Annotated in this window: 21 protein-coding genes; 18 read left to right on the forward strand and 3 right to left on the reverse strand. The window is 63.5% G+C overall.

Translation table 11 applies throughout. The features are described 5' to 3' along the window. Positions 1-5 precede the first annotated feature (5 nt). Positions 6-1676, forward strand: a complete 1671-nt coding sequence (gene ftsY, locus CRO48_RS17530; protein ID WP_097141163.1) for a signal recognition particle-docking protein FtsY — start codon at positions 6-8, stop codon at positions 1674-1676. Then, entirely contained in the window at positions 1673-2329 is a 657-nt protein-coding gene (locus CRO48_RS17535; RefSeq protein WP_407071936.1) for a septation protein A, read from the forward strand. The genes ftsY and CRO48_RS17535 overlap by 4 nt, the downstream gene beginning before the upstream one ends. Before the next feature lie 45 nt (positions 2330-2374). Here the strand turns inward: CRO48_RS17535 and CRO48_RS17540 are convergent, their stop codons facing one another. Together CRO48_RS17540 and CRO48_RS17545 are read right to left on the reverse strand one after the other, a co-directional pair. Continuing rightward, on the reverse strand, positions 2375-3760 hold the full coding sequence (locus tag CRO48_RS17540; protein WP_097141164.1) for a sensor histidine kinase: 1386 nt from the start codon (positions 3758-3760) through the stop codon (positions 2375-2377). Then, positions 3757-4431: a response regulator transcription factor gene (locus tag CRO48_RS17545; protein WP_097141165.1), complete on the reverse strand. Its 675-nt coding sequence runs from the start codon at positions 4429-4431 to the stop codon at positions 3757-3759. The genes CRO48_RS17540 and CRO48_RS17545 overlap by 4 nt, the downstream gene beginning before the upstream one ends. A 150-nt stretch (positions 4432-4581) precedes the next feature. Here CRO48_RS17545 and CRO48_RS17550 point away from each other — a divergent pair, with 150 nt between their 5' ends. The 5 genes from CRO48_RS17550 to CRO48_RS17575 all read left to right on the forward strand — a co-directional run bounded on the left by CRO48_RS17550 (position 4582) and on the right by CRO48_RS17575 (position 9164). Continuing rightward, the gene (locus CRO48_RS17550) at positions 4582-5649 is read left to right on the forward strand and encodes an ABC transporter substrate-binding protein (protein WP_097141166.1); all 1068 of its coding nucleotides are present in this window, start codon (positions 4582-4584) and stop codon (positions 5647-5649) included. Positions 5650-5891: 242 nt separating this feature from the next. Next, positions 5892-6836, forward strand: a complete 945-nt coding sequence (locus tag CRO48_RS17560) for a Bug family tripartite tricarboxylate transporter substrate binding protein (RefSeq protein ID WP_097141168.1) — start codon at positions 5892-5894, stop codon at positions 6834-6836. Beyond that, a complete protein-coding gene (locus CRO48_RS17565) occupies positions 6833-7324 on the forward strand; it encodes a tripartite tricarboxylate transporter TctB family protein (protein ID WP_097141169.1) in 492 nt (163 codons plus the stop codon). The genes CRO48_RS17560 and CRO48_RS17565 overlap by 4 nt, the downstream gene beginning before the upstream one ends. A 12-nt stretch (positions 7325-7336) precedes the next feature. Then, positions 7337-8854, forward strand: coding sequence for a tripartite tricarboxylate transporter permease (locus CRO48_RS17570; protein WP_097141170.1), 1518 nt, complete (start codon positions 7337-7339; stop codon positions 8852-8854). Between the two features lie 148 nt (positions 8855-9002). After that, positions 9003-9164, forward strand: a complete 162-nt coding sequence (locus CRO48_RS17575) for a hypothetical protein (protein WP_097141171.1) — start codon at positions 9003-9005, stop codon at positions 9162-9164. Between the two features lie 173 nt (positions 9165-9337). On the opposite strand, the gene CRO48_RS17580 is transcribed toward CRO48_RS17575, so the two are convergent. Beyond that, a complete protein-coding gene (locus CRO48_RS17580) occupies positions 9338-10423 on the reverse strand; it encodes a DUF475 domain-containing protein (RefSeq protein WP_097141172.1) in 1086 nt (361 codons plus the stop codon). A gap of 398 nt (positions 10424-10821) precedes the next feature. Here CRO48_RS17580 and CRO48_RS17585 point away from each other — a divergent pair, with 398 nt between their 5' ends. The 11 genes from CRO48_RS17585 to ppa all read left to right on the forward strand — a co-directional run bounded on the left by CRO48_RS17585 (position 10822) and on the right by ppa (position 23337). After that, positions 10822-12885, forward strand: coding sequence for a M3 family metallopeptidase (locus tag CRO48_RS17585; protein WP_097141173.1), 2064 nt, complete (start codon positions 10822-10824; stop codon positions 12883-12885). A 209-nt stretch (positions 12886-13094) separates the two neighbouring features. Then, entirely contained in the window at positions 13095-14654 is a 1560-nt protein-coding gene (locus CRO48_RS17590) for an alkaline phosphatase D family protein (protein ID WP_097141174.1), read from the forward strand. A 145-nt stretch (positions 14655-14799) separates the two neighbouring features. Next, positions 14800-16629 carry a translational GTPase TypA gene (gene typA, locus CRO48_RS17595; RefSeq protein WP_097141175.1) on the forward strand — a complete coding sequence of 610 codons (1830 nt, stop codon included), beginning with the start codon at positions 14800-14802 and terminating at the stop codon, positions 16627-16629. A 220-nt stretch (positions 16630-16849) separates the two neighbouring features. Beyond that, entirely contained in the window at positions 16850-17356 is a 507-nt protein-coding gene (locus CRO48_RS17600) for a GNAT family N-acetyltransferase (RefSeq protein ID WP_097141176.1), read from the forward strand. Between the two features lie 278 nt (positions 17357-17634). Next, positions 17635-18015, forward strand: a complete 381-nt coding sequence (locus CRO48_RS17605) for a c-type cytochrome (RefSeq protein WP_097141177.1) — start codon at positions 17635-17637, stop codon at positions 18013-18015. Between the two features lie 140 nt (positions 18016-18155). Beyond that, positions 18156-19007 carry a cytochrome c oxidase subunit II gene (locus CRO48_RS17610; protein ID WP_097141178.1) on the forward strand — a complete coding sequence of 284 codons (852 nt, stop codon included), beginning with the start codon at positions 18156-18158 and terminating at the stop codon, positions 19005-19007. A gap of 39 nt (positions 19008-19046) precedes the next feature. Continuing rightward, on the forward strand, positions 19047-20825 hold the full coding sequence (locus tag CRO48_RS17615) for a cbb3-type cytochrome c oxidase subunit I (RefSeq protein ID WP_097141179.1): 1779 nt from the start codon (positions 19047-19049) through the stop codon (positions 20823-20825). After that, positions 20822-21541, forward strand: a complete 720-nt coding sequence (locus CRO48_RS17620) for a cytochrome c oxidase subunit 3 (protein ID WP_097141180.1) — start codon at positions 20822-20824, stop codon at positions 21539-21541. The genes CRO48_RS17615 and CRO48_RS17620 overlap by 4 nt, the downstream gene beginning before the upstream one ends. A 12-nt stretch (positions 21542-21553) precedes the next feature. Beyond that, positions 21554-22300, forward strand: coding sequence for a heme-copper oxidase subunit III family protein (locus CRO48_RS17625; RefSeq protein ID WP_097141181.1), 747 nt, complete (start codon positions 21554-21556; stop codon positions 22298-22300). A gap of 9 nt (positions 22301-22309) precedes the next feature. Further along, positions 22310-22687 carry a cytochrome C oxidase subunit IV family protein gene (locus CRO48_RS17630; protein ID WP_097141182.1) on the forward strand — a complete coding sequence of 126 codons (378 nt, stop codon included), beginning with the start codon at positions 22310-22312 and terminating at the stop codon, positions 22685-22687. A 116-nt stretch (positions 22688-22803) separates the two neighbouring features. Further along, the gene (ppa, locus tag CRO48_RS17635) at positions 22804-23337 is read left to right on the forward strand and encodes an inorganic diphosphatase (RefSeq protein WP_097141183.1); all 534 of its coding nucleotides are present in this window, start codon (positions 22804-22806) and stop codon (positions 23335-23337) included. The last annotated feature ends 9 nt before the right edge of the window (positions 23338-23346 follow it).

A 23346-nucleotide genomic window follows, 5' to 3' on the forward strand; every position in this document is an offset into this window, starting at 1 on the left:
CATTCATGGCCTTCGGCTTCATCAAGAAAGTCTTCACCTTCGGCAAGGACACCGCGCCCTCGACGGACGTGCGCGAGGAGGCGGTGAAGCAGGACGACGTTCTTTCGAACGACGACGCTCCTCTTCTGCAAGCCGATGCCGTCGATACGGAGCCACCGGTCGCGCTTGCCGAAGATCGCGACCCCCTGCTTGACGAAGCCGAAGCGGCCAACCCCGAAGCCGAGCTCCATCGCGTCGAGCCGCAGGCGGACATCTACCCGCTGCCGCCGGTTGTCCATCCGCTCCCGATTGCCCCTGGCGAAGTGGCCTCGCCGGAAATCGAAACGGCGGGCGGACCCGCGCCAGACAGCCTCGACACCGCCGCCGAGAGCCTTCCTCAAGGGACGATGACGCCCGAGGTCGAGGCAACGCGCGCCGCCGAGCTGGTCAATATCGGCCTTGGTGGCGTCGAACACGCGCATGAGGAAATCGAGGCGGCCGAGGCTGCAAAGGCTGCCGCGGATGACGACTTCAGGGCGGCCGACGCTGACGCAATCGCAGAGTTTGCCGAGCCGTCGCGGCTGCCACTCGAGCCCGTCGAGCCGGCACCGGCCAAGCCGAAGACGCCCAGGACGAAAAAGACAGAAGCAAAGACTACCGGGACGAAATCTGACGCGGAGCCCGGTGCGGATGCCGGTCCAGCACCGGCCCTGCCGAAAGGCTTCTCGACGGCCGACCGGAAGCCGAAGGAAGCGCCAGTCGCCGCTCCCGCGCCGAGGCTCAGCTGGTTCCAGCGCCTGCGTGCCGGCCTTTCCCGGACGTCCGCTCAGCTCAGCGGCCAGATCGCCAGCCTGTTCACCAAGCGCAAGCTTGACGATGCGACGTTGCAGGATCTTGAGGACCTCCTCATCCAGGCCGACCTCGGCGTGGAGACGGCGCTGCGCATTACCGACACGCTGGCCTCCGAGCGCTACGGCAAGGACGTCACCGGCGAGGACGTCGGCCGCATCATGGCCGGCGAGATCACCAAGGTGCTGGAGCCGGTGGCAAGGCCCCTGGAACTCGACCTGTCGCACAAGCCACATGTCATTCTCGTCGTAGGCGTCAACGGTACCGGCAAGACGACGACGATCGGCAAGTTGGCGGCCAAGCTTTCGGGCGCCGGCCTGAAGGTGATGATGGCCGCCGGCGACACGTTTCGCGCCGCCGCCATCGAACAGCTGCACATCTGGGCCGATCGCACCAAATCGGAGATCGTCTCCTCCAAGCTCGGCGCCGACGCGGCGGGCCTCGCCTATGAGGCCTACGAGCAGGCGAAGGCGAAGGGGAGCGACGTCCTGATCATCGACACCGCCGGGCGGCTGCAGAACAAGGCCGAGCTGATGGCGGAGCTGGAGAAGATCGTCCGCGTGCTTGGCAAGCTCGATCCCGACGCGCCACATACCGTCTTGCAGACGCTCGACGCGACCACGGGCCAGAACGCGATGAACCAGGTGGAAATTTTCCGCAACGTTGCCGGTGTCAGCGGCCTGATCATGACAAAATTGGACGGTACGGCTCGCGGCGGCATTCTTGTCGCGATCGCCGCCAAGCACAAGCTGCCGGTTTATTTCATCGGCGTCGGCGAGGGGATCGATGATCTCGAACCCTTCGAAGCAAGGGATTTCGCGCAGGCGATCGCAGGGGTTGAGGCATGAGCAACGACAGGATCATCGAAACGCTGGAGGAGGCCGGCAAGCCCAAGATCAGCCCGGCTCTCAAGTTGGTTCTGGAACTCGGCCCGCTCGTCGTCTTCTTCTTCGCCAATTCGCGCGGCGAGTGGCTGGCGGGACATTTTCCGGCGCTGGCCGAGCTCGGCGGCCCGATCTTCATTGCCACCGGCCTGTTCATGGCCGCGACGGCGGCCGCGCTCGCGGTCTCCTGGGTGCTGACCCGGACGCTGCCGATGATGCCGCTCGTCTCCGGCATCGTCGTCTTCGTCTTCGGCGCGCTGACGCTGTATCTGCAGAACGACACCTTCATCAAGATGAAGCCGACCATCGTCAACACGCTGTTCGGCGTGATCCTGCTGGGCGGGCTCGCCTTCGGAAAGCCGCTTCTCGGCTACGTCTTCAACGCTGCCTTCAAGCTGACCGAAGAGGGCTGGCGGAAGCTGACGCTTCGCTGGGGACTGTTCTTCCTCGTGCTCGCCGTGCTCAACGAGGTCGTCTGGCGCCAGTTTTCGACCGATTTCTGGGTCGCTTTCAAGGTCTGGGGGACAATGCCGATCACCATCCTCTTCACGCTCGCCCAGATGCCGCTGATCATGAAGTATTCGGTCGAGCAACCGGAGGAGGGCAAGGCGCCCTGAGGGCCTGCTTCGCCTGGTGAAGTGCCGCGGAGAACTGCTCCAGATCTAGCCGGCAGGAAAGGTGACGGTTGCGCACAGGCCGCGGCCGGCCGCACCGTCCTCCAGCGTCAGGGTCGCCCCGAACAGGGCGGCGATGTCCTCCACGATCGGCAGGCCCAGCCCCATTCCGGGAGCGATGCCGTGCCCACCGCGGGCGAAGCGTTGCATCACCTCGGCCCGGCGCTCGACCGGAATGCCCGGGCCATTGTCAACCACCCGCAGGCGCGTCACCTCGCCTTCTGCCCGAACGGAAACGGTAACCTCGGCGCCTCGTCCGGCATAGGCGATCGCGTTCTCGATCAGATTGCGCAGCATCTCGCCGAAGAGAAGCGGTTCCGCCCTGACCGGGGCCGGGCCAGCCGCCTCGAAGCCGAGGTCTATGCCGGCCTGAGCCGCAAGCGGCACATAGTCGGCAGTGGTGGCCTGGGCCAGTTCGGCGATGTCGATCGGGTCGTGCCTGCGTGGCTCGGCTGAGCCGGCGGCGTCGATCTTCGCCATCAGGAGAAGCTGTGCCAGGATGCGCTCGGCATGGGCGACGGCATCGTCCCCTTTGCGTGCCGCGGCCTGCGCCTCTGCCAGCGAACCCGCCCGGCTGGCCAGCGCAAGCTGGGTGCGGATGATCGCAAGCGGCGTCCGCAGCTGGTGGCTGGCATTGCCGGAAAAATGCCGCAGCGAATTGAGGGCCGACTGCAGCCGCACCATGAAGGAGTTGACGGTGTCGACAAGCCCCTGCACCTCCTTCGGAACTTCCTGTTCGATGGGGTGCAGGTCACTCGGGTTACGTTCGGCAATGGCGTCACTGAGGCGGTAAAGCGGACGCAAGGCGAGTGTGACGGCGATCCAGACGATCGCCGCGGCACCCGCAATCATCAGCGCCAGCCGCAGGGCGGAGCGAAGCAGGATCGCCTGCGCCAGCTGGCGCCGCGCAATGGTCGTCTCGGCGACCGTGACCACGAAAGGGACGGAATTGACGCCGGTCGAGGCGGATCGGTGCAGTACCGCGACCCGGATCGGCTCGCCGCGAAAGATCGCATCCGCATAGGCGGTGGGCTGTCCTTCCGTTTCGGCGATCTGGGGAAGCGACTGGTAGCCGGTGATGAAGTGGCCGGGCGGCCCTTCGACGCGATAGAAGACGCGATCCTGCGCTGCCGAAGTCAGCATTTCCAGCGCCACATAGGGGATATCCACCTCCAGCAGGCCGTTTTCCGTCACCACGACGCGTTCGGCGATCGCCAGTGCAGATCCTGCAAGAACGCGGTCGGACACGGTGTCGGCGGTCTTCACGGCCTCGCGATAGGTGTCGACAAGGGCTAGAACGCCGAAGACGGCGGTGGCCACCAGCAGCCAGAGCAGGAGTTGCCGCCGCAGCGACTGGGCCGGGTGGCGCCTCAAGCCGGTGCCGCCTTGTCGAGATAGTAGCCGATGCCGCGGGCGGTGCGGACGGTCAGCCCGTGCGGTGCAATGCGTTTGCGCAGCCGGCTGACATATTGCTCGATCGCGTTGGCGCTCAGGTCGTCGTCGAAGGCGGCGAGCGACTGTATGATCGCTTCCTTCGAGACGACCTTGCCCGCGCGCATGAAAAGGATCTCCAAAAGGCCCAGTTCGCGCGCAGGAATGTCGAGCGGCACCCCGCCTGCGGAAAACGTCCGCGAATTGAGATCGAGGTCGACGCCGCCGAAACTCAGCGCCGAAGAACGCAGTCCCGCCTGGCGGCGCAGCAACATGCGCACCCGCGCCTCGAACTCCGATATGTCGAATGGCTTGCTCATATAGTCGTCCGCGCCGAGATCGAGCCCCTTGACCTTGTCTTCGGCGGCTCCGCGCGCCGTGAGGATCAGCACCGCGGACCTATTCTGGCGCGCGCGCATCGCCCGAAGCACCTCCAGCCCATCCATTTCCGGCAGCGTCAGGTCCAGAATGACAAGATCGAAGGCCTCCGCCGCGGTTGCGGCGCTGGCCGATGCGCCGTCGCCGACCACGTCGACGGCGTGGCCGGTGCCGCGCAGGATGGCGGACAGTCCGTCGGCAAGGGCGTGGTTGTCTTCGACGAGCAGGATGCGCACGTTTGATCTCCTCCCGCACAAGCTTATCGTGGCGGCCTGCGCCGTGCAAAGAAGGTTTCGCAGGCTTTCGCGGGGGAACAGGCTTTCCCCAGCCTGTCGAACAGGCTGTCCGGCTTGTGCAGTCTGCCCTGCTTTGGCAAGGTCTGCAGCATGCGCCTTTCTCTTGCTCTTGCCTTGCTTGCTTCGCTCTGCCCGACCGCGTTTGCGGCGGAGACCTTCTATCCGGCAGCGGACGGCAAGGGGAACGCTTCGGTTCTGACAGTCTATTCCTCGCTCGACGAGCCCCTGGCGCGGCCGATGATCAAGGCGTTCCAGGCCGCAAACCCCGATATCGCGGTTCGCTACGACGAAATGCTGACCGGCGAGGTCTATGACCGGATCGTTCGGGAGACCGATGCGGGGCAGAAGACGGCCGATTTCGCCTTTTCCTCGGCGATGGACCTGCAGGTCAAGCTTAGCAACGACGGCTATGCCCAACGGAGTGACCTGCCGATGAGTGCGGTCTGGCCGCAATGGGCCAACTGGCGAAACACCGCCTATGCGCTGACGTTCGAACCAGCGGTATTCGTCTATCACAAGCCGAGCTTCGCCCATGAGAAACCGCCGGCTTCGCGCGCGGAGTTTCTTGACTACCTGCAGCGGCACGGCAACGATGTCTACGGGCGCATCGGCACCTACGACATCGAGCGTTCCGGGGTCGGGTTTCTCTTCATGGCGCGGGACCAGGAGCAGTTCGGCGATATCTGGACGGTGATCGGGGCGATGGGGGCTGCCGGTGTAAAGCTCTATTCGACCAGTTCGGCCATTCTTGAGCGCATTGCCGATGGACGCTTCGTCCTCGGATACAATATTCTCGGATCCTATGCAGCCGACTGGGCGGCAAAGCACCGGGATGTCGGTATCGTGCTGCCGAAGGACTATACGGTGGTGATGTCGCGGATCGGGCTGGTGCCGCAGGCGGCGGCATCTCCGGAGCTCGGCAGGCGCTATCTGTCGTTCTTCATGTCGAAGGAGGGGCAAACGATCATGGCGCGGAAGCTGCAAATCGCGGCCGTTTCGCCGGAGGTGGCGGGCGACAATACGGCAAGCCACATGCAGGCGATGCTCGGCACGCAGCTCAAGCCCGTCCCCGTCAGCCCCGGCCTGATGGTCTATCTCGATCAGGTGAAGCGCGCGCGGCTGATCACGCGCTGGAACGAAGTGTTGCGTGCCCAGTAGCGGCCCAGTAGCGGATCAGCCCTCGTCGTTCGGGCGATGTCAGGTAGATGACAGGTTGTTGTGATCGCTTTGAGGCTCCAGCCGGCCATGGAGGTGGACGGCGAGGAGACGGGGAGGAGACCCGCCAGACAAGCCGCAGCGCCTTCCTATCGGCAGTCTAGCCGGACGGCGCCAGCTGTTCTCCTCTTCGCAAGCGAAACGATGCGCGGCCGGGATGAGCCGCGCCTGATGGAGGACACGCCTTGAAACAGTTTTTCCTTGCTTCCATTCTTGCCGGTGCGATCGCGTTGCCAGCGTTTGCCGCCGACTACAAGATCATCGCTCCGGCAAATCCCGGCGGCGGCTGGGACCAGACCGCGCGCACGCTGCAGACCGTGATGCAGAGCGAAGGCATTTCCGGCAACGTCCAGGTGGTCAACGTGCCGGGCGCCGGCGGAACGATCGGGCTTGCCCAGTTCGCCAGCCAGGACAAGGGTAACCCGAACGCGCTGATCGTCGGCGGCTACGTCATGGTCGGAGCGATCCTGACCAACAAGTCGCCGGTAACCCTGAAGGACGTGACGCCGATTGCGCGCCTCACTGGCGAATACGAGGCGATCGTCGTTCCGGCATCGTCGCCGTTCCAGACCTTCGGTGACCTCGTCGAGGCGCTGAAGAAGGATCCGGGCGCCGTCTCCTGGGCCGGCGGTTCGGCCGGCGGCACGGACCATATTACCGTCGGCCTCATTGCCAAGGAGGCGGGTGTCGATCCGAAGAAGATCAACTACATCGCCTATTCGGGCGGCGGCGAGGCGCTGGCGGCCATTCTCGGTGCGCAGGTCAGCGCAGGCATTTCCGGTTATGGCGAGTTCGAATCGCAGGTGAAGGCGGGCACGCTCCGTCTGCTCGCCGTTTCCAGCGAAGAGCGTATCGAGGGTGTCGATGCTCCGACCATCAAGGAGAGCGGTCTCGACGTGGTCGTGGAGAACTGGCGCATGGTGGCCGCCGCTCCCGGCCTGACCGACGAACAGAAGGCTGCCGTGTCGGCCGACGTCGAAAAGCTGGTCAAGTCCGCCGCCTGGCAGGAGCAGCTCAAGACCAAGGGCTGGCAGGACACCTACCTTTCCGGTGCCGCCTTCGATGAGCAACTCGCCAAGGATGTCTCGGCGACCGAAGGCATCCTCAAGGAAATCGGACTGGTCGAATGACGAACGGCACCAAGCCTGCAGATGTGAAGCGTCGCCCCGATTGGGCGGCGCTGGTCATTGCCGCCGTTCTGGCGGTGATCGCCGGCGTGATGTTCTGGGATGTGTCGCGCCTGTCCGGTGCGGCCGGCTATTCGCAGGTCGGGCCGACCACGGTTCCCTACGCCATCGCCGTCTGTCTTTTGGGACTTGCCGTGTGGACGGTGTTCGAGGCGTGGCGCGGCGATTTCCCGGAGCGTGAGCACCAGCAGCTCGGGCCGGTTTTCTGGATCGTCGCCGGCCTGGCTGCGCAGATGCTGCTCCTGAAGGTCGCCGGGTTCTCCATCGCCACGGGGCTTCTTTTCGCTTTTACCGCAGCGGGCTTCGGCCAGCGCAAGCTGTGGAAGACAATTCCCTTCGGGATCGTCTTTGCCTTCGCGGTGTGGGTCGTCTTCTCGAAGCTGCTGCAGCTGTCATTGCCTGCAGGCCCGCTCGAGCACCTGTTCTTCTAAGGGGATCGGCGGATGAATACGTTTGAATTTCTCCTGCAGGGGCTGCTGATCGCGGCCCAGCCGATGAACCTGCTCTATGCCCTGATCGGCGTTACGCTTGGGACGGCGGTCGGCGTGCTCCCCGGCATCGGTCCGGCGCTGACCGTGGCGCTGCTGCTGCCGGTGACCTATCAGCTCGATCCGGCCGGTTCGCTGATCATGTTCGCGGGCATCTACTACGGCGGCATGTATGGCGGCTCGACGACGTCGATCCTGTTGAACACGCCGGGCGAAAGCGCCTCCATCGTGACGGCGCTGGAAGGCAACAAGATGGCCCGCGCCGGCCGTGGCGGGCCAGCTCTGGCAACTGCTGCCATCGGCTCCTTTGTCGCGGGTCTGATCGCAACGCTGGGGCTCGCCTTCATCGCTCCATACATCGTCAAGATGGCGCTCATCTTTGGTCCGCGCGAATATTTCGCCCTGATGGTGCTGGCATTCGTCACCGTCTCCTCGGCCTTCGGCGATTCGACGTTGCGCGGACTGACCTCGCTCTTTGTCGGCCTGGCGCTCGCCATGATCGGCATCGACCAGCTCAGCGGCCAGGCGCGGCTTTCCTTCGGCATACCTGATCTTCTCGACGGCATCGAAGTGACGACGCTGGCGGTGGCGATGTTTGCCATCGGCGAATCGCTCTACATTGCCGCACAGGGCGATCGCGGGCCGGACAAGATCGAAGCCGTGAGAGGGTCGGTCTGGATGAGTGCGACCGACTGGGCGCGGTCCTGGAAACCCTGGCTGCGCGGAACCGCGATCGGCTTCCCGATCGGGGCGATGCCGGCCGGCGGGGCGGAGATCGGCACGTTCCTCTCCTATGCGGCGGAAAAGCGGCTGACGAAGCACCCGGAGGAATTCGGCAATGGCGCCATCGAAGGCGTGGCCGGTCCGGAAGCCGCCAACAACGCCTCGGCCGCCGGCACGCTCGTGCCGCTGCTGACGCTGGGACTGCCGACCACGGCCACGGCTGCGATCATGCTGGCGGGCTTCCAGCAGTACGGCCTGCAACCGGGCCCGCTGCTCTTTGCCACCAATCCGCAGCTCGTCTGGGGCCTGATTGCCAGCCTGCTGATCGCCAACCTGATGCTGCTCGTGCTCAACCTGCCGCTGATCGGGCTGTGGGTGAAGCTGCTCAGCATTCCAAAGCCGTGGCTCTATGCCGGCATCATGCTGTTTGCCACGCTCGGTACGATCGGCGCCAATCCTTCGGTGTTCGAGCTTGGCATGCTGCTCGCCTTCGGCCTGCTCGGCTATGCCATGCGCGTTTTCGGCTATCCGATCGCGCCTGTCGTTGTCGGCCTCATCCTGGGGCCGCTTGCCGAGCAGCAGTTGCGCCGCGCGCTTTCGATCAGCCAGGGCGACCTGACGACGCTCGTCGCCTCGCCGGTCGCGTTGGTGTTGCTCCTGATCGCGGCGGCAGCCCTGATCGTGCCGTTGATCCTGCGCGCCCGCGGCAGGGGACAGGTGCTTTCGCAACTGGCGGCGAGCGAAGACTAACCTCGAAAATTGCCCGATGAAAGCGAGTTCAGGCCGCAAGAAATTGCGGCCTGAACTCTTTGCATGGCTGATCTGTGAATCTGTGCGTTGTGCGCAAGTCTCTTCGGTATCATTTATGTTCGTGTAAAGAGAGAAAGAGAGAAAGACGATGAGCCAGTTCAACAGCGCATTCCGCCAGGGTTTCCTGGGTCGCGCATTCGCAGTCTTGGGCGCGGCCAGTGCCGCTGCCGCGGCAGTCGAAGGCCGCCGCCGTCCGCGGGACCGGGATCTGAAGATCCTCGGCATCGACCCGGCCTCCTTCCCCAAGTAAGAACGTCCGCAAAGGTCGGGAGAGCCGGATTCGGCTTTCGAAAAGAGTTTCAAGCGCATCGTTCGAATGCGCAGTGCAGTGACAGATTGACCGGAAAAGGCCCGACGATCAGCGATCGCCGGGCCTTTTCATTGTCGGGGTCGGGAGGCGGCGCGCGGGCGCCGCCATCGGTGTCAGACGTTTTCCAGCGCTCTCGCGTCGGCGTGCTCGGCTTTTTCGCGCCGGTTGTAGCGGATCGACGACCAGAGCGAGATGCCGATGAGGCCGGCGCCGCCGAGGCCGGTGATCACTTCCGGAATGTGCACCAGCGTCTGGCAATACATGATCACCGAGAGGATCAGGATCGCATAGAAAGCGCCGTGTTCGAGGTAGCGGTATTCGGCGAGCGTGCCCTTCTCCACCAGCATGATCGTCATCGAGCGCACATACATGGCGCCGATACCCAGGCCGATCGCGATGATGAAGAGGTTCTGCGTCAGGGCAAAGGCGCCGATCACGCCATCGAAGGAGAAGCTGGCATCCAGCACTTCGAGATAGATGAACGCGCCCAGGCCGCCCTTGGCAGCAGCACTCATCGTCTCCTGCGAGGCGTCGAGCAGGCCGCCCACAATCTCAACGGCGAGGAAGGTCAGCAGGCCGTAGATCGCCGAATAGACAAAGCTGTCTGCCGCTTCGCCCTCAAGGAAGCTGGAAAATACCAGAACCAGTATGAGAACGAAGGCGATCTCGACGCCCTTGATCGTTGCATAGCGAGCCATGCGCCTCTCGAGGAAGGCGATCCAGTGCACGTCCTTCTCATGATCGAAGAAATAGGTCAGGCCGACCATCATGAGGAAGGTGCCGCCGAAGGCTGCGATCGGCAGATGCGCCTCGTGCATGATCCGGGCGTATTCTTCCGGCTGCCTGGCGGCCAGGACGATCGCCTCGATCGGGCCGATCTTGGCGGCGATCACGACGATCAGAAGCGGGAAGACGATGCGCATGCCGAAGACGGCGATGATGATGCCCCAGGTGAGGAACCGGTGCTGCCAGACCGGCGTCATGTCCTTCAGCTTGTTGGCGTTGACGATGGCGTTGTCGAAGGAGAGCGAGATCTCCAGCACTGCGAGAACGGTGCAGATGAAGAAGACGGTCGCCATCCCGCCGATCGTGCCGGTGGTCTGCCAGCCGAGCCAGGCCCCGAGCGCAAGGCCCACGGCGGTGACGATAAAGGCCCACTTGAAATAGCCGAGGCTTGACTGATGTGTGTGCGCTTTCATGCCCGCACCTCGCTTTCCGGTGCGATTGTATTCAGCGCGGTGCAGGAGTTGAAAATGCGCGTGCCGGAACGGGCATGCGCGTCAGGCATGGGGAGGATTTTCATGTTTTTGAATCCGCCGGCTCAAATGCTGGCGGTACCGACATCACGAGAGCGCCGTAAAACTCTCGCCAGAGGGGCCCGGCACCAAAGTTTGTGCTGCGGCGGGATGTCCGGGTCCGCAGCACCTATGTATTTCCCCGAACATCACCTTTTCGTCAAGTGAATTTGATGTCGGCCGCGCGTGTGGGGTGCCTGTCCCGAAAGGCTTCATGCAAGAAATGCAGCGGCAAGCGTACACAACTGCGGATTCTGTTCCTATATTCGGCACCTCAACCTGCCGCGATGACGAGGACAATCATGAGCGCAACTTCGAAAATCAGCCCCGCTTTGGTCGACTGGAGCGGGATCAACGGCCTGCCGCGCTTCGACCTCGTCTCCGACGACAGCTTTGCCGATGCCTTCGATGCGGCCCTCATCCTGCACGAGGCCGAAATCGAGGCGATCGCCAAGAACCCCGCTGCTGCGAGTTTCGACAATACCGTGGTGGCGCTCGAGATCGCCGGCGACGAGCTTTCCCGGGTTTCGGCTCTGTTCTGGAGCCGCGCCGGAGCCAATACGAACGATGTCATCCAGGCGCTGGAGCGCGAGATCGCGCCGAAGATGTCGCGACACTACTCCAAGATCGGCAACAATGCTGAACTCTTCGCCCGTATCGATGCGCTCTGGGAGCAACGCGACACGCTCGGCCTTTCCGTCGAGCAGATGCGGGTGTTGGAGCGGCACTGGAAGGGCTTCGTCAAGTCGGGTGCGAAACTTGAAAAGCCGAAGCAGGAACGCCTGTCTGCCATTAACGAGCGGCTTGCCGGCCTTGGCGCGCAGTTCGGCCAGAACGTGCTTGCCGACGAGAAGGACTGGTCACTGCTCCTTTCCGACGTGGCGGACCTCGAAGGGCTTCCCGGGTTCCTGAAGGATGCGATGGCGGCCGCCGCGCGCGAGCGGGGCGCGGACGGCAAGTACGCGGTGACCCTGTCGCGTTCGATCATCGAGCCTTTTCTCACCTTCTCCAACCGCCGCGACCTGCGCGAGCAGGCGTTCCGGGCCTGGATCGCGCGCGGTATGAATGGCGGCGCCACCGATAACCGCGAGATCGTGCGCGAGACGCTGGCGCTTCGGGCGGAAAAGGCAGGCTTGCTGGGCTATGAAAACTACGCGGCGCTGAAGCTCGACAACACCATGGCGAAGACGCCCGAGGCGGTGAACGATCTGCTGACGCAGGTCTGGGACAAGGCGGTGGCGCGTGCCGGCGAGGAAGAGCAGGAGCTTGCCCGCCTCGTGGCGGCCGAAGGCCGCAACCATCCCGTCCTGCCGTGGGACTGGCGGTACTACGCCGAAAAGCTGAGGGCGGAGAAGTTTGACTTTTCCGAAGCGGAGCTGAAACCCTACCTGCAACTTGAAAAGGTAATCGAGGCCTGCTTCGACGTCGCCGAGCGGCTGTTCGGCATTCACGCCGTGCCGCTTGCGGGCGTGCCTGTCTATCATCCAGACGTGCGCGTCTTCGAGATCCGTAACCGCGACGGCAAGCTGGTCGCCATGTTCCTCGGTGACTACTTTGCCCGCCCGTCCAAACGCTCGGGCGCCTGGATGAGCGCCTACCAGAGCCAGCACAAGCTGCCGTCGAAGAACGGGTCGATCGGAGAGCTTCCGATCATCTACAACGTCTGCAATTTCGCCAAGCCCGCCGAGGGCAAGCCGGCGCTGCTGTCGCTCGACGACGCCCGCACGCTGTTCCATGAGTTCGGCCACGCGCTGCACGGCATGCTCTCCGACGTCACCTATCCGTCCGTCTCGGGCACGGGCGTTTCCCGCGACTTCGTGGAACTGCCCTCGCAGCTCTACGAGCACTGGCTGACGGTGCCGGAAATCCTGAAGACCTATGCGGTGCACTACGAGACCGGGGAGCCGATGCCGCAGGCGCTGCTCGACAAGGTGCTGGCCGCGCGGACCTTCAATGCCGGGTTCAACACCGTGGAGTTCACCTCCTCGGCGCTGGTCGACATGGCGTTCCACACGCAAGGCGCCGTCGAGGACCCGATGGCGGTGCAGGGCGAGGTACTGAAGAAGATCCGGATGCCGGCCTCGATCGTCATGCGCCACGCCACCCCGCATTTCCAGCATGTCTTTTCCGGCGACGGCTATTCGGCCGGCTACTACTCCTACATGTGGTCGGAAGTTCTGGATGCCGATGCGTTTGCCGCTTTCACCGAGACGGGCGATGCCTTCGACCCCGGCATGGCGGCAAAGCTGAAGGCCAACATCTACTCCGTCGGCGGCGCCGTCGATCCCGAGGATGCCTACAAGGCCTTCCGTGGCAAGCTGCCGACGATCGACGCGATGCTGGAAAAGAAGGGGCTGGCGGGCTAGGCATTGCTATTGCCGCATTGCGGACCGAAGCGATGCCGCTTCGGTCCGCAATGGTCCGGCCGCCGTCCGCCCGTCGGATCCTCGTCATCTCCCCGTCACCGAACTGTATCGCCGGCGTCATCGATCCGTAACGCCTGTGACATGTGCTCCCCCGATGGTCGGCCGCGCGCGGACCGGCCGGCGATTCGCGCCTAATCGACGGGGGATCCATGGCGAAAGCGGCCGACGTCCTGACACGGCGCTCCTTCCTTGCGACGGCCGGGGCCGCGGGTTTGGCTGCATCCTCGGCGCTTGCCGTGCCGCACTATGCCCGCAGGCACGGCAGCCCGGTCTTTACCCACGGCGTCCAGTCCGGCGACGTTGATACGTCGTCGGGCATGATCTGGGCGCGGGCGGACAGGCCGGTGGAGATAGCGGTCGAATATTCCACCACCGAAAGCTTCACGAACGCGACCCGCGGCCCGGTCCTGAAGGCGGGGCGCGAGACCGACTTTGCCGCCAAGCACCTCCTGACCGATTTGCTGCCGGACCAGGACATCTTCTATCGGCTGACGGCCAGCGATCCCACTTCCAGCCATCTCGTCTCCGAGCCGATCGTCGGCCGGTTCAGGACGGCGCCGCTGCGCCGGCGCTCGATCCGCTTCGTCTGGTCCGGGGACACGGCGGGGCAGGGCTGGGGCATCGACGACGTCGGCATGAAGACATATTCGACCATGGTTCTGCACGAGCCGGATTTCTTCATCCATTCCGGCGATACCATCTATGCGGACAATCCGATCCCCGACGAGATCAAGCTGCGCGACGGCACGATCTGGAAGAACCGCGTCGTCACCGACGAGAAGCGCGAGGTGGCGCGCACGCTCGACGAATATCGCGGGCAGTGGAAGTACAACCTGCTCGACCGGCATCTCCTGGATTTCAATGCGCAGGTGCCGACCTTCTTCCAGTGGGACGACCACGAAGTGCTGAACAACTGGTCCCCCTCGACCGACCTGCGCGATGATCCGCGGTATCCGGAGAAGGATGTTGCCGTCTATGCCCGGCGCGCGATGCGGGCGTTTCAGGAAATGGCGCCGATCCGCTATTTTCCGACCGAGCCGGGTCGGATCTTCCGTAAGGTCGCCTACGGTCCGCTTCTCGACGTCTTCTTCGTCGATCTTCGCTCCTACCGGACGGCGAACAGGGGTACCGACCTCGGCCTGTTCGGCTGGCGACAGGCGGACTGGCTGAAACGCGAGCTTGCCGCCTCCCGGGCCACCTGGAAGGTGATCGCCTGCGACATGCCGCTCGGTGTGGTGATCTGGGACGACTACGGCCGCAAGCTCGGCTATGAAGGCGTGGCGGACGGGCTGAACGGGCCGCCGGCAGCGCGCGAGCGCGAGATCGCCGATCTGCTCACCTTCATGCGCGACAATGCCATTCGTAACGTCGTTTGGCTGACGGCGGACATTCACTACACCGCCGCCCATCACTACGACCCGGCCCGGGCCACGTTCAAGGAATTCGAGCCGTTCTGGGAGTTCGTGTCAGGGCCCCTGCATTCGGGGACCTACGGGCCGCATCCGCTGGACATGACCTTCGGGCCGGAGGTCCGCTTCATCAAGGCGTCAGGCGGTGGCGTCGACAGCAACCTGCCGCCGTCGGCAGGCCTGCAGTTCTTCGGCCTCGTCGATATCGACGGTTCGAGCGAGCAGATGACGGTGCGGCTGATGGACCGCGAGGACCGCGGGCTGTGGAGCGTGACGCTCGATCCGGCGGTGACGTCATGAATGCCGGCGACCTGCGGTCTGCATGGCGCGCAAGACAGAGTTTCCGCCTGCCTCTTTCGCAATTGCGTAAAACCATGTATGGAGCGCGCCAAATGCACGTGGCGCCTCTTCTTTCGTGCGCGCCCCAAAACTCAGAGATTTAGATATGTCCATTCGCAATATCGCGATCATCGCGCACGTCGACCATGGCAAGACCACGCTCGTCGACGAACTCCTGAAGCAGTCCGGCTCGTTCCGCGAAAACCAGCGCGTTGCCGAACGCGTGATGGACTCGAACGATCTCGAAAAGGAACGCGGCATCACCATCCTCGCCAAGGCCACCTCGGTGGAGTGGAAGGGGCATCGCATCAACATCGTCGACACGCCCGGCCACGCCGACTTCGGCGGCGAAGTCGAGCGCATCCTGTCGATGGTGGACGGTGCCATCGTTCTGGTCGACTCGTCGGAAGGCCCGATGCCGCAGACCAAGTTCGTCGTCGGCAAGGCGCTCAAGGTCGGCCTGAAGCCGATCGTCGCTATCAACAAGATCGACCGTCCGGACGGCCGTCACGAGGAAGTGCTGAACGAGGTGTTCGACCTGTTCGCCAATCTTGACGCGACCGACGAGCAGCTCGATTTCCCGATCCTCTACGGTTCGGGCCGTAACGGCTGGATGAATGTCAACCCGGAAGGCCCGCAGGACGAGGGCATGGCGCCGCTGCTCGATCTCGTGCTCAAGCATGTGCCGGAGCCGACGGTCGCTGAGGGTCCGTTCCGCATGATCGGCACGATCCTGGAAGCCAACCCCTTCCTCGGCCGCATCATCACCGGCCGCATCCATTCCGGCTCGATCAAGCCGAACCAGGCCGTCAAGGTTCTGGGCCAGGACGGCAAGCTGATCGAGAACGGCCGCATCTCGAAGATCCTCGCCTTCCGCGGCATCGAGCGCACGGCGATCGAGGAAGCGCAGGCAGGTGACATCGTCGCGATCGCCGGCCTCACCAAGGGCACGGTCGCCGACACGTTCTGCGATCCGTCCGTTTCGGAAGCGCTGAAGGCGCAGCCGATCGACCCGCCGACCGTCACCATGTCCTTCATCGTCAACGACAGCCCGCTTGCCGGCACCGAAGGCGACAAGGTGACGAGCCGCGTGATCCGTGACCGTCTGTTCAAGGAAGCCGAAGGCAACGTGGCCTTAAAGATCGAAGAGTCCGGCGACAAGGATTCGTTCTTCGTCTCGGGCCGCGGCGAACTGCAGCTTGCCGTTCTGATCGAGACCATGCGCCGCGAAGGCTTCGAGCTTGCCGTATCGCGTCCGCGCGTCGTCATGCACAAGGACGAGGCGACCGGCCAGATGCTGGAGCCGATCGAGGAAGTCGTCATCGACGTCGATGAAGAACATTCCGGCGTTGTCGTGCAGAAGATGTCCGAGCGCAAGGCCGAGATGGTCGAGCTGCGTCCTTCGGGCGGCAATCGCGTCCGTCTCGTCTTCTTCGCGCCGACCCGCGGCCTCATTGGCTACCAGTCGGAACTTCTGACGGATACGCGCGGCACGGCGATCATGAACCGCCTGTTCCACGACTACCAGCCCTACAAGGGCGAGATCGGCGGTCGCGTCAACGGCGTGCTGCTGGCCAACGAAGCGGGCGAAGCCGTCGCCTATGCACTCTTCAACCTCGAGGACCGCGGCCCGATGGTCATCGACGCTGGCGAGAAGGTCTATATGGGCATGATCGTCGGCATCCACTCGCGCGACAACGACCTGGAAGTGAACGTGCTGAAGGGCAAGAAGCTGACCAACATCCGCGCCGCCGGCAAGGATGAAGCCGTTCGCCTGACGCCGCCGATCAAGATGACGCTGGAGCGTGCGCTTTCCTGGATCCAGGACGACGAACTCGTCGAAGTGACGCCGAAGTCGATCCGCCTGCGCAAGCTGTATCTCGATCCGAACGACCGCAAGCGATTCGAGAAGTCGCGTACGGCCGGTGCTGCCTGATTCGCGCTGAAACTACGCCAGACCATCCCCAAATCGATCGAGGCCCCGGTAGAAATGCCGGGGCCTTTTTCATGTGTGTGCAACCCTGTTACGCCTTGTCGGCAATCTTAAAAAAGCGTTAACTTTCCAGGACGCCGCAAGCAAACTTGCCTGTGGGCAAGGGGGTCCCCGGATTCACCCGGGATTCCGGCGGAGTCTGTGCGGGTTTAGAGTCATTTCGATGAAAACACTATCGATCGATGTGCGGCGCGCCGAGCCGCAGGATGCAGGGGCCATCTCCGAGGCTCACCGCGCGTCCTGGCTCCAGGCCTATGGCGGGATCATCCCGCACAAGCCGCTGACGCAGATGGTGCAGCGGCGCGACGAGACCTGGTGGCGCAAGGCCACGCGCGGTCCGGCCACGCTTCTGGTGCTGGACGTCGCCGGCGTCGTCGCCGGCTATGCGACGCTCGGCCTGAACCGCGCCCGCGCCCTGCCGCAGGATGGTGAAATCTACGAGATCTATCTGCGCCCCGAATATCAGGGCATCGGGCTCGGGCGCCTGCTGTTCGGCGAAAGCCGCAGGCTGCTGAAATCGCTCGGCTGCGAGGGGTTCGTTGTCTGGTGCCTCGAAGACAGCCAGCTTGCCAGCAGCTTCTTCCGCTCCGCCGGCGGCGTCGATATCGCCGAGGGCATGGAGAACTTCGCCGAAAAGGAACTCAAGAAAATCGGCTTCATCTTCCGCTGAGCCTCGCTCGCACACGGCGAAACGGGATCCGCCACAGCGCTCCATCCTGTTGTTGTTCGCGATAGCAGACGCAGGGCCGTTTCGTTCTGGCAAGAGTGTCCATGCGGCATCCTCCGAATGCGGTAGATTGACTTCTTCGCTGCCGGCCTTACCTGAATAGGTGTCGCGCGCGTCGCCATCTGGTTGGCGCGGAGTTCGTGGCGGGGGCTGCCGGCGACGGTGGGTTCGTGCATCGGCGTCCAGGCTCTCTGGCAACCTCCAGGGAGGAGAAGCTTGCCATGCGTCGTGTGCTTTTGTCGTTTGCCATTTGTCTTGGCGCCAACCTGCCTTCGAATGCGCAGGAGGGCGACGCGGCCGCGGGCGCCATCGTCTTCAAGAAGTGCGCGATATGCCACGCCGCAGATACCGATACCAACAAGGTCGGCCCATCGCTTCAAGGGGTGATCGGACGTGCTGCCGGGACACATCCGGATTTCAAGTATTCGGCCGCGATGGTGGATGCGGGCAAGGGCGGCCTGGTCTGGGACGAGGCGACATTGCGCGACTATCTCCACAATCCGAAGGCCAAGCTGAAGGGCACGAAGATGGTGTTTGCGGGGCTGAAGGACGATACGGACATATCCAACCTGCTCGCCTATCTGAAGCAGTATTCGCCGTGAGGGCTGGTCCGGCAACGGGCCCGCGCGCCGCGAACGCCAACCTGTAATTGCTTGTGTTTTTCGTTCGTGAGATAATTCACATGTAACAGGGTTGAGATTGCAGCTTCATGTCCACGGCCGACAGGGCGGGAGGGACGGAAATGGCAGTCGTACTGGTGCTTGTTGCGATCGCGGTCGGCTCGGTGCTGTTTCACATCCTGAGCCCATGGTGGTGGACTCCGATCGCGTCAAACTGGAGCTATATCGACCACACGCTCGTCATCACCTTCTGGATCACCGGGGCGGTGTTCGTCGCCGTCGTGCTTTTCCTTGCCTATTGCGTCTGGCGCTTCCGTCATGATCCCGGCCGCCGGGCCGCCTACGAGCCGGAAAACCGCCGGCTGGAGGGCGGGCTTGCCGCAGGTACGGCGCTCGGCGTCGTGGTCATGCTCGCGCCGGGACTGTTCGTTTGGCACCAGTTCATCACCGTCCCGCCCGGTGCCGCACAAGTCGAAGTAGTCGGCCAGCAGTGGCTGTGGAGCTTCCGCCTGCCGGGCGCGGATGGCAAACTCGGACGGGCGGAGACGCGTGACGTCTCGCCGGACAATGCGCTCGGGATAGACAAGGCTGATGCCAGCGCTCTGGATGATATCGTCATCGAGGGAGGAGAGCTGCATCTACCGGTCGGCAAGCCTGTCAAGGTGCTGCTGCGCTCCATCGACGTTCTCCATAATTTCTACGTGCCGGAATTTCGGGCCAAGATGGACATGATCCCCGGCATGGTCACCTATTTCTGGCTGACACCGACGCGCACCGGGACGTTCGATGTTCTTTGTGCGGAGCTCTGCGGTGTGGGTCATTCGGTAATGCGCGGCACGGTGGTCGTAGACACCGAAGCGGACTACCAGGTCTGGCTCTCTGAACAGCCGACATTCACGCAACTACAGGCGCAGGCCGAGCCGGAAGGGCTGCCGGTGCCGGCCGAGATGGCACAAGCTCCGGGAGAGCGATGAGCACCGGGCAGGCTGGGCATTGCCCGGCAGGAGGAGAACATGGTCGATGCCAGCCACGACGGAAACGACCTCATAACGCCGGCAGCAGTCGAGGACGTGGAGCTCTATCATCCGCATAGCTGGTGGACGCGCTACGTCTTCAGCCAGGATGCGAAGGTCATCGCCATCCAGTATGCCTGCACGGCGATCGCGATCGGGCTGGTGGCGCTGGTGCTCTCCTGGCTGATGCGCATCCAGCTCGCCTTCCCCGGCGTTCTGCCGTTCATCGATGCCGACCGCTACTACCAGTTCATCACCATGCACGGCATGATCATGGTGATCTACCTGCTGACGGCACTCTTTCTCGGCGGATTCGGCAACTACCTGATTCCGTTGATGGTCGGCGCGCGGGACATGGTGTTTCCCTATGCGAATATGCTGAGCTACTGGCTCTATCTGCTGGCGGTGGTCGTTCTCGTTGCGAGCTTCTTCACCCCGGGCGGCCCGACGGGTGCCGGCTGGACGCTCTATCCACCGCAGGCGATCCTCGCCAATACCCCCGGCGGGCAGCAATGGGGCATCATCCTCATGCTCGTCTCGTTGATCATCTTCGTGATCGGCTTCACGATGGGCGGGCTGAACTACGTGGTCACGGTGCTGCAGGGGCGCACACGCGGCATGACGCTGATGCGCCTGCCACTGACCGTCTGGGGCATCTTCACCGCCACGGTCATGGCGCTGCTGGCCTTCCCTGCGTTGTTCGTCGCCTGCGTGATGATGCTGTTCGACCGGCTAGCCGGCACCAGCTTCTTCATGCCGGCCATCGTGGAGATGGGCGAACAGCTCAAGCACGGTGGCGGCAGCCCCATCATGTTCCAGCATCTGTTCTGGTTCTTCGGCCATCCGGAGGTCTATATCGTCGCGCTGCCGGCTTTCGGCATCGTCTCCGACCTGATCTCGACGCATGCGCGCAAGAATATTTTCGGCTACCGGATGATGGTCTGGGCGATCGTCATCATCGGCGCTCTCTCCTTCGTCGTGTGGGCGCACCACATGTATGTCAGCGGCATGAACCCGTACTTCGGCTTCTTCTTCGCCACCACGACCCTGATCATCGCGGTGCCGACGGCGATCAAGGTCTATAACTGGGCGCTGACGCTCTGGCGCGGAAACATCCATCTCACCTTGCCGATGCTGTTTTCGCTCGCCTTCATCGTCACCTTCGTCAACGGCGGGCTGACGGGTCTCTTCCTCGGCAACGTCGTCGTCGACGTGCCGCTGTCCGACACCATGTTCGTCGTCGCGCATTTCCACATGGTGATGGGCGTGGCGCCGATCCTCGTCATCTTCGGGGCGATCTACCACTGGTATCCGAAGGTCACCGGGCGGATGCTGAACGAGGCCATGGGGCAGTTGCATTTCTGGATTACATTCCTCGGCGCCTATCTGATCTTCTTCCCGATGCACTATGTCGGGCTCGTCGGCGTGCCGCGCCGCTACTACGAGATCGGCGAGACGAGCTTCGTGCCCGCCTCGGTACACGACCTGAACGTGTTCATCACGGTCGTGGCGCTGATCGTCGGGGCGGCGCAGATGATGTTTCTGTTCAACCTGGTCTGGAGTCTCAGGCACGGGCGCGAGGCCGGCGGAAATCCGTGGCGGGCAACGACGCTGGAATGGCAGACACCGCAAACGCCGCCCGTGCACGGCAACTGGGGCAAGGAACTGCCGATCGTCTATCGCTGGGCCTACGATTATAGCGTGCCGGGCGCTGCGGAGGATTTCATCCCGCAGAACCAGCCTGGAACGCTCGGCGTCACACGGGAGGCGGTCGCATGAGCGCCATGATCCTCTTTCTCGCCGTCATCGCCGCGATCATCGCATGGTGGCTGGCAGGGCAGGGGCTGATGGCCAAGCCGTGGCTCGAGGTCGGAAGTGTCGGGGCCGCAGGCATGGGGGACGGTGACGCTGGCGGATCGCGCCTGCCGGCGCAGAAGATCGGCCTTGGCGTGTTTCTCGCCGTGGTCGGCGCGCTTTTCACGCTCTTCATCAGCGCCTATCTGATGCGCGTCAGCACGCAGGACTGGTGGACGACACCGGTGCCCCGGCTGCTTTACCTCAATACCGGCGTCCTTTTCGCCAGCAGCCTCTGCCTTCACTGGGCTGCGATACAGGCTGCGCGCGGCCAGCTCGACGGGTTGCGGACGGCGCTTCTCGCCGGTCTTGCGACCGCACTCGCCTTCGTGACCGGGCAGGTTTTCGCCTGGCGTCAACTGGTGACGGCCGGCTACACGCTGAGTGACGACGCGGCGACCAGCTTCTTCTATGTGATCAGCGGCCTGCACGGCCTGCATATCCTGGGCGGAATGATCGCGCTCGCCCGCACGGCGCGGCTCGCTGGCAGGCAAGACGCCGTCTCTCCCCGTCTTCGGCTCGGTGTGGAGCTTTGCGCCGTCTACTGGCATTTCATGCTTGCCATATGGCTGGTGCTTCTGGCGCTGTTTGCCGGCTGGGCCGGCAGCGTCGTTGAATTCTGCCGCCAACTGATCGCGTGAGGAGAGAAGGCGATGGCCGAGAGCGTGCAAACCCCTGTCTCACAGCCGCACTCGCAGGCGCACTCGGGGGCGTATCGCCAGCCTGGCGGAATGCGCGGCTTCGTATCCGACTGGGCCTCCGACCAGCAGGCGTTCAAGAACGTCTCCTGGGGCAAGGCGATGATGTGGATCTTCCTCCTCAGCGACACATTCATCTTCGGCTGCTTCCTGATCGCCTACATGACCGCGCGCATGTCGACCACGGTGCCGTGGCCCAACCCCAGCGAGGTCTTCGCGCTGACGATCGCCGGTCATGAAATTCCGCTGATCCTGATCGCCATCATGACCTTCGTGCTGATCACCTCCAGCGGCACGATGGCGATGGCAGTCAACTTCGGCTACCGCCACGAACGACGGAAAACAGCGCTGCTGATGGTCCTGACCGCGATCCTCGGTGCCGCCTTCGTCGGCATGCAGGCCTTCGAATGGACGAAGCTGATCCATGAAGGCGTGCGGCCTTGGGACAACCCGTGGGGGGCGGCCCAGTTCGGCTCGTCCTTCTTCATGATCACCGGCTTTCACGGCACACACGTCACGATCGGTGTGATCTTCCTGTTCATCGTCGCCCGCAAGGTCTGGCGCGGCGACTTCGACACGGGCAAGCGAGGCTTTTTCACGAGCCGAAAGGGGCGCTACGAAGTCGTCGAGATCATGGGACTCTACTGGCACTTCGTCGATCTCGTCTGGGTGTTCATCTTCGCATTTTTCTATCTGTGGTGAGGCAGTGCAATGGCACAGGCAACCGTCGATACCTCCGCACACGTCCAGGCTCCGGCCACTGTGCCGGCCGAGCATCAGCAGCATCCGATCAAGCTCTATCTGGTCGTATGGGGGCTGCTGTTCGTCCTCAGCGTCTGCTCCTACCTCGTCGACTATATCGGTCTGCAGGGTTATCTGCGGTGGTCGCTGATCGTCATCTTCATGCTGTTGAAGGCAGGTCTCATCGTCGCGGTGTTCATGCACATGGCCTGGGAGCGGCTGGCCCTGATCTATGCGATCCTGCTGCCCCCGATAGCCGTGCTCGTCTTCGTGGCGCTGATGGCGCCCGAGGCGCACTACACCATGCTGACCCGGCTTGAATTCTTCGGTGCAGCGCCTGGCAATTGAGGCGGCAGCCGTCTCGAACCTGCCACGCCGGGCCCACCGCTACCAATGGCTTGTTGCGTTGCAGCGGGTTTCGCTTTACGAAGCCGCGGAATTCCACTGCACTTAACGGAGCCCTCATGCGCATCGATGCAATCTCCATTGGCAAGAACCCGCCGAACGACGTCAACGTCATCGTCGAGGTTCCTGTCGGCGGCCATCCGATCAAGTACGAAATGGACAAGGATGCCGGCACGCTCGTCGTGGATCGCTTCCTCTACACCCCGATGACCTATCCGGGGAATTACGGTTTCATTCCGCACACGCTGTCCGAAGACGGCGATCCGGCCGACGTGCTGATCGCCTCGACCCGTCCGCTGGTGCCGGGCTGCGTCATCAACGTCCGCCCGATCGGCGTTCTGCTGATGGAAGACAATTCCGGCAAGGACGAGAAGATCATCGCCGTTCCCTCGTCGCACCTGACGCTGCGCTACGAGAAAGTGAAGGAATACACCGATCTGCCGGAAATCACGTTGAAGCAGATCGAGCACTTCTTCGAGCACTACAAGGACCTCGAGCCCGGCAAGTGGGTGAAGATCTATGGTTGGAAGGATGCTGCGACCGCAGGCAAGCTCATCGAGGAAGCGATCGAGCGCGCCAAGGCTGCAAAGTAAGCCGGCACA

Origin of the sequence: Rhizobium subbaraonis, from assembly GCF_900220975.1 — a bacterium.
In the GTDB taxonomy this organism is placed as follows: Bacteria; Pseudomonadota; Alphaproteobacteria; order Rhizobiales; family Rhizobiaceae; genus Mycoplana; species Mycoplana subbaraonis.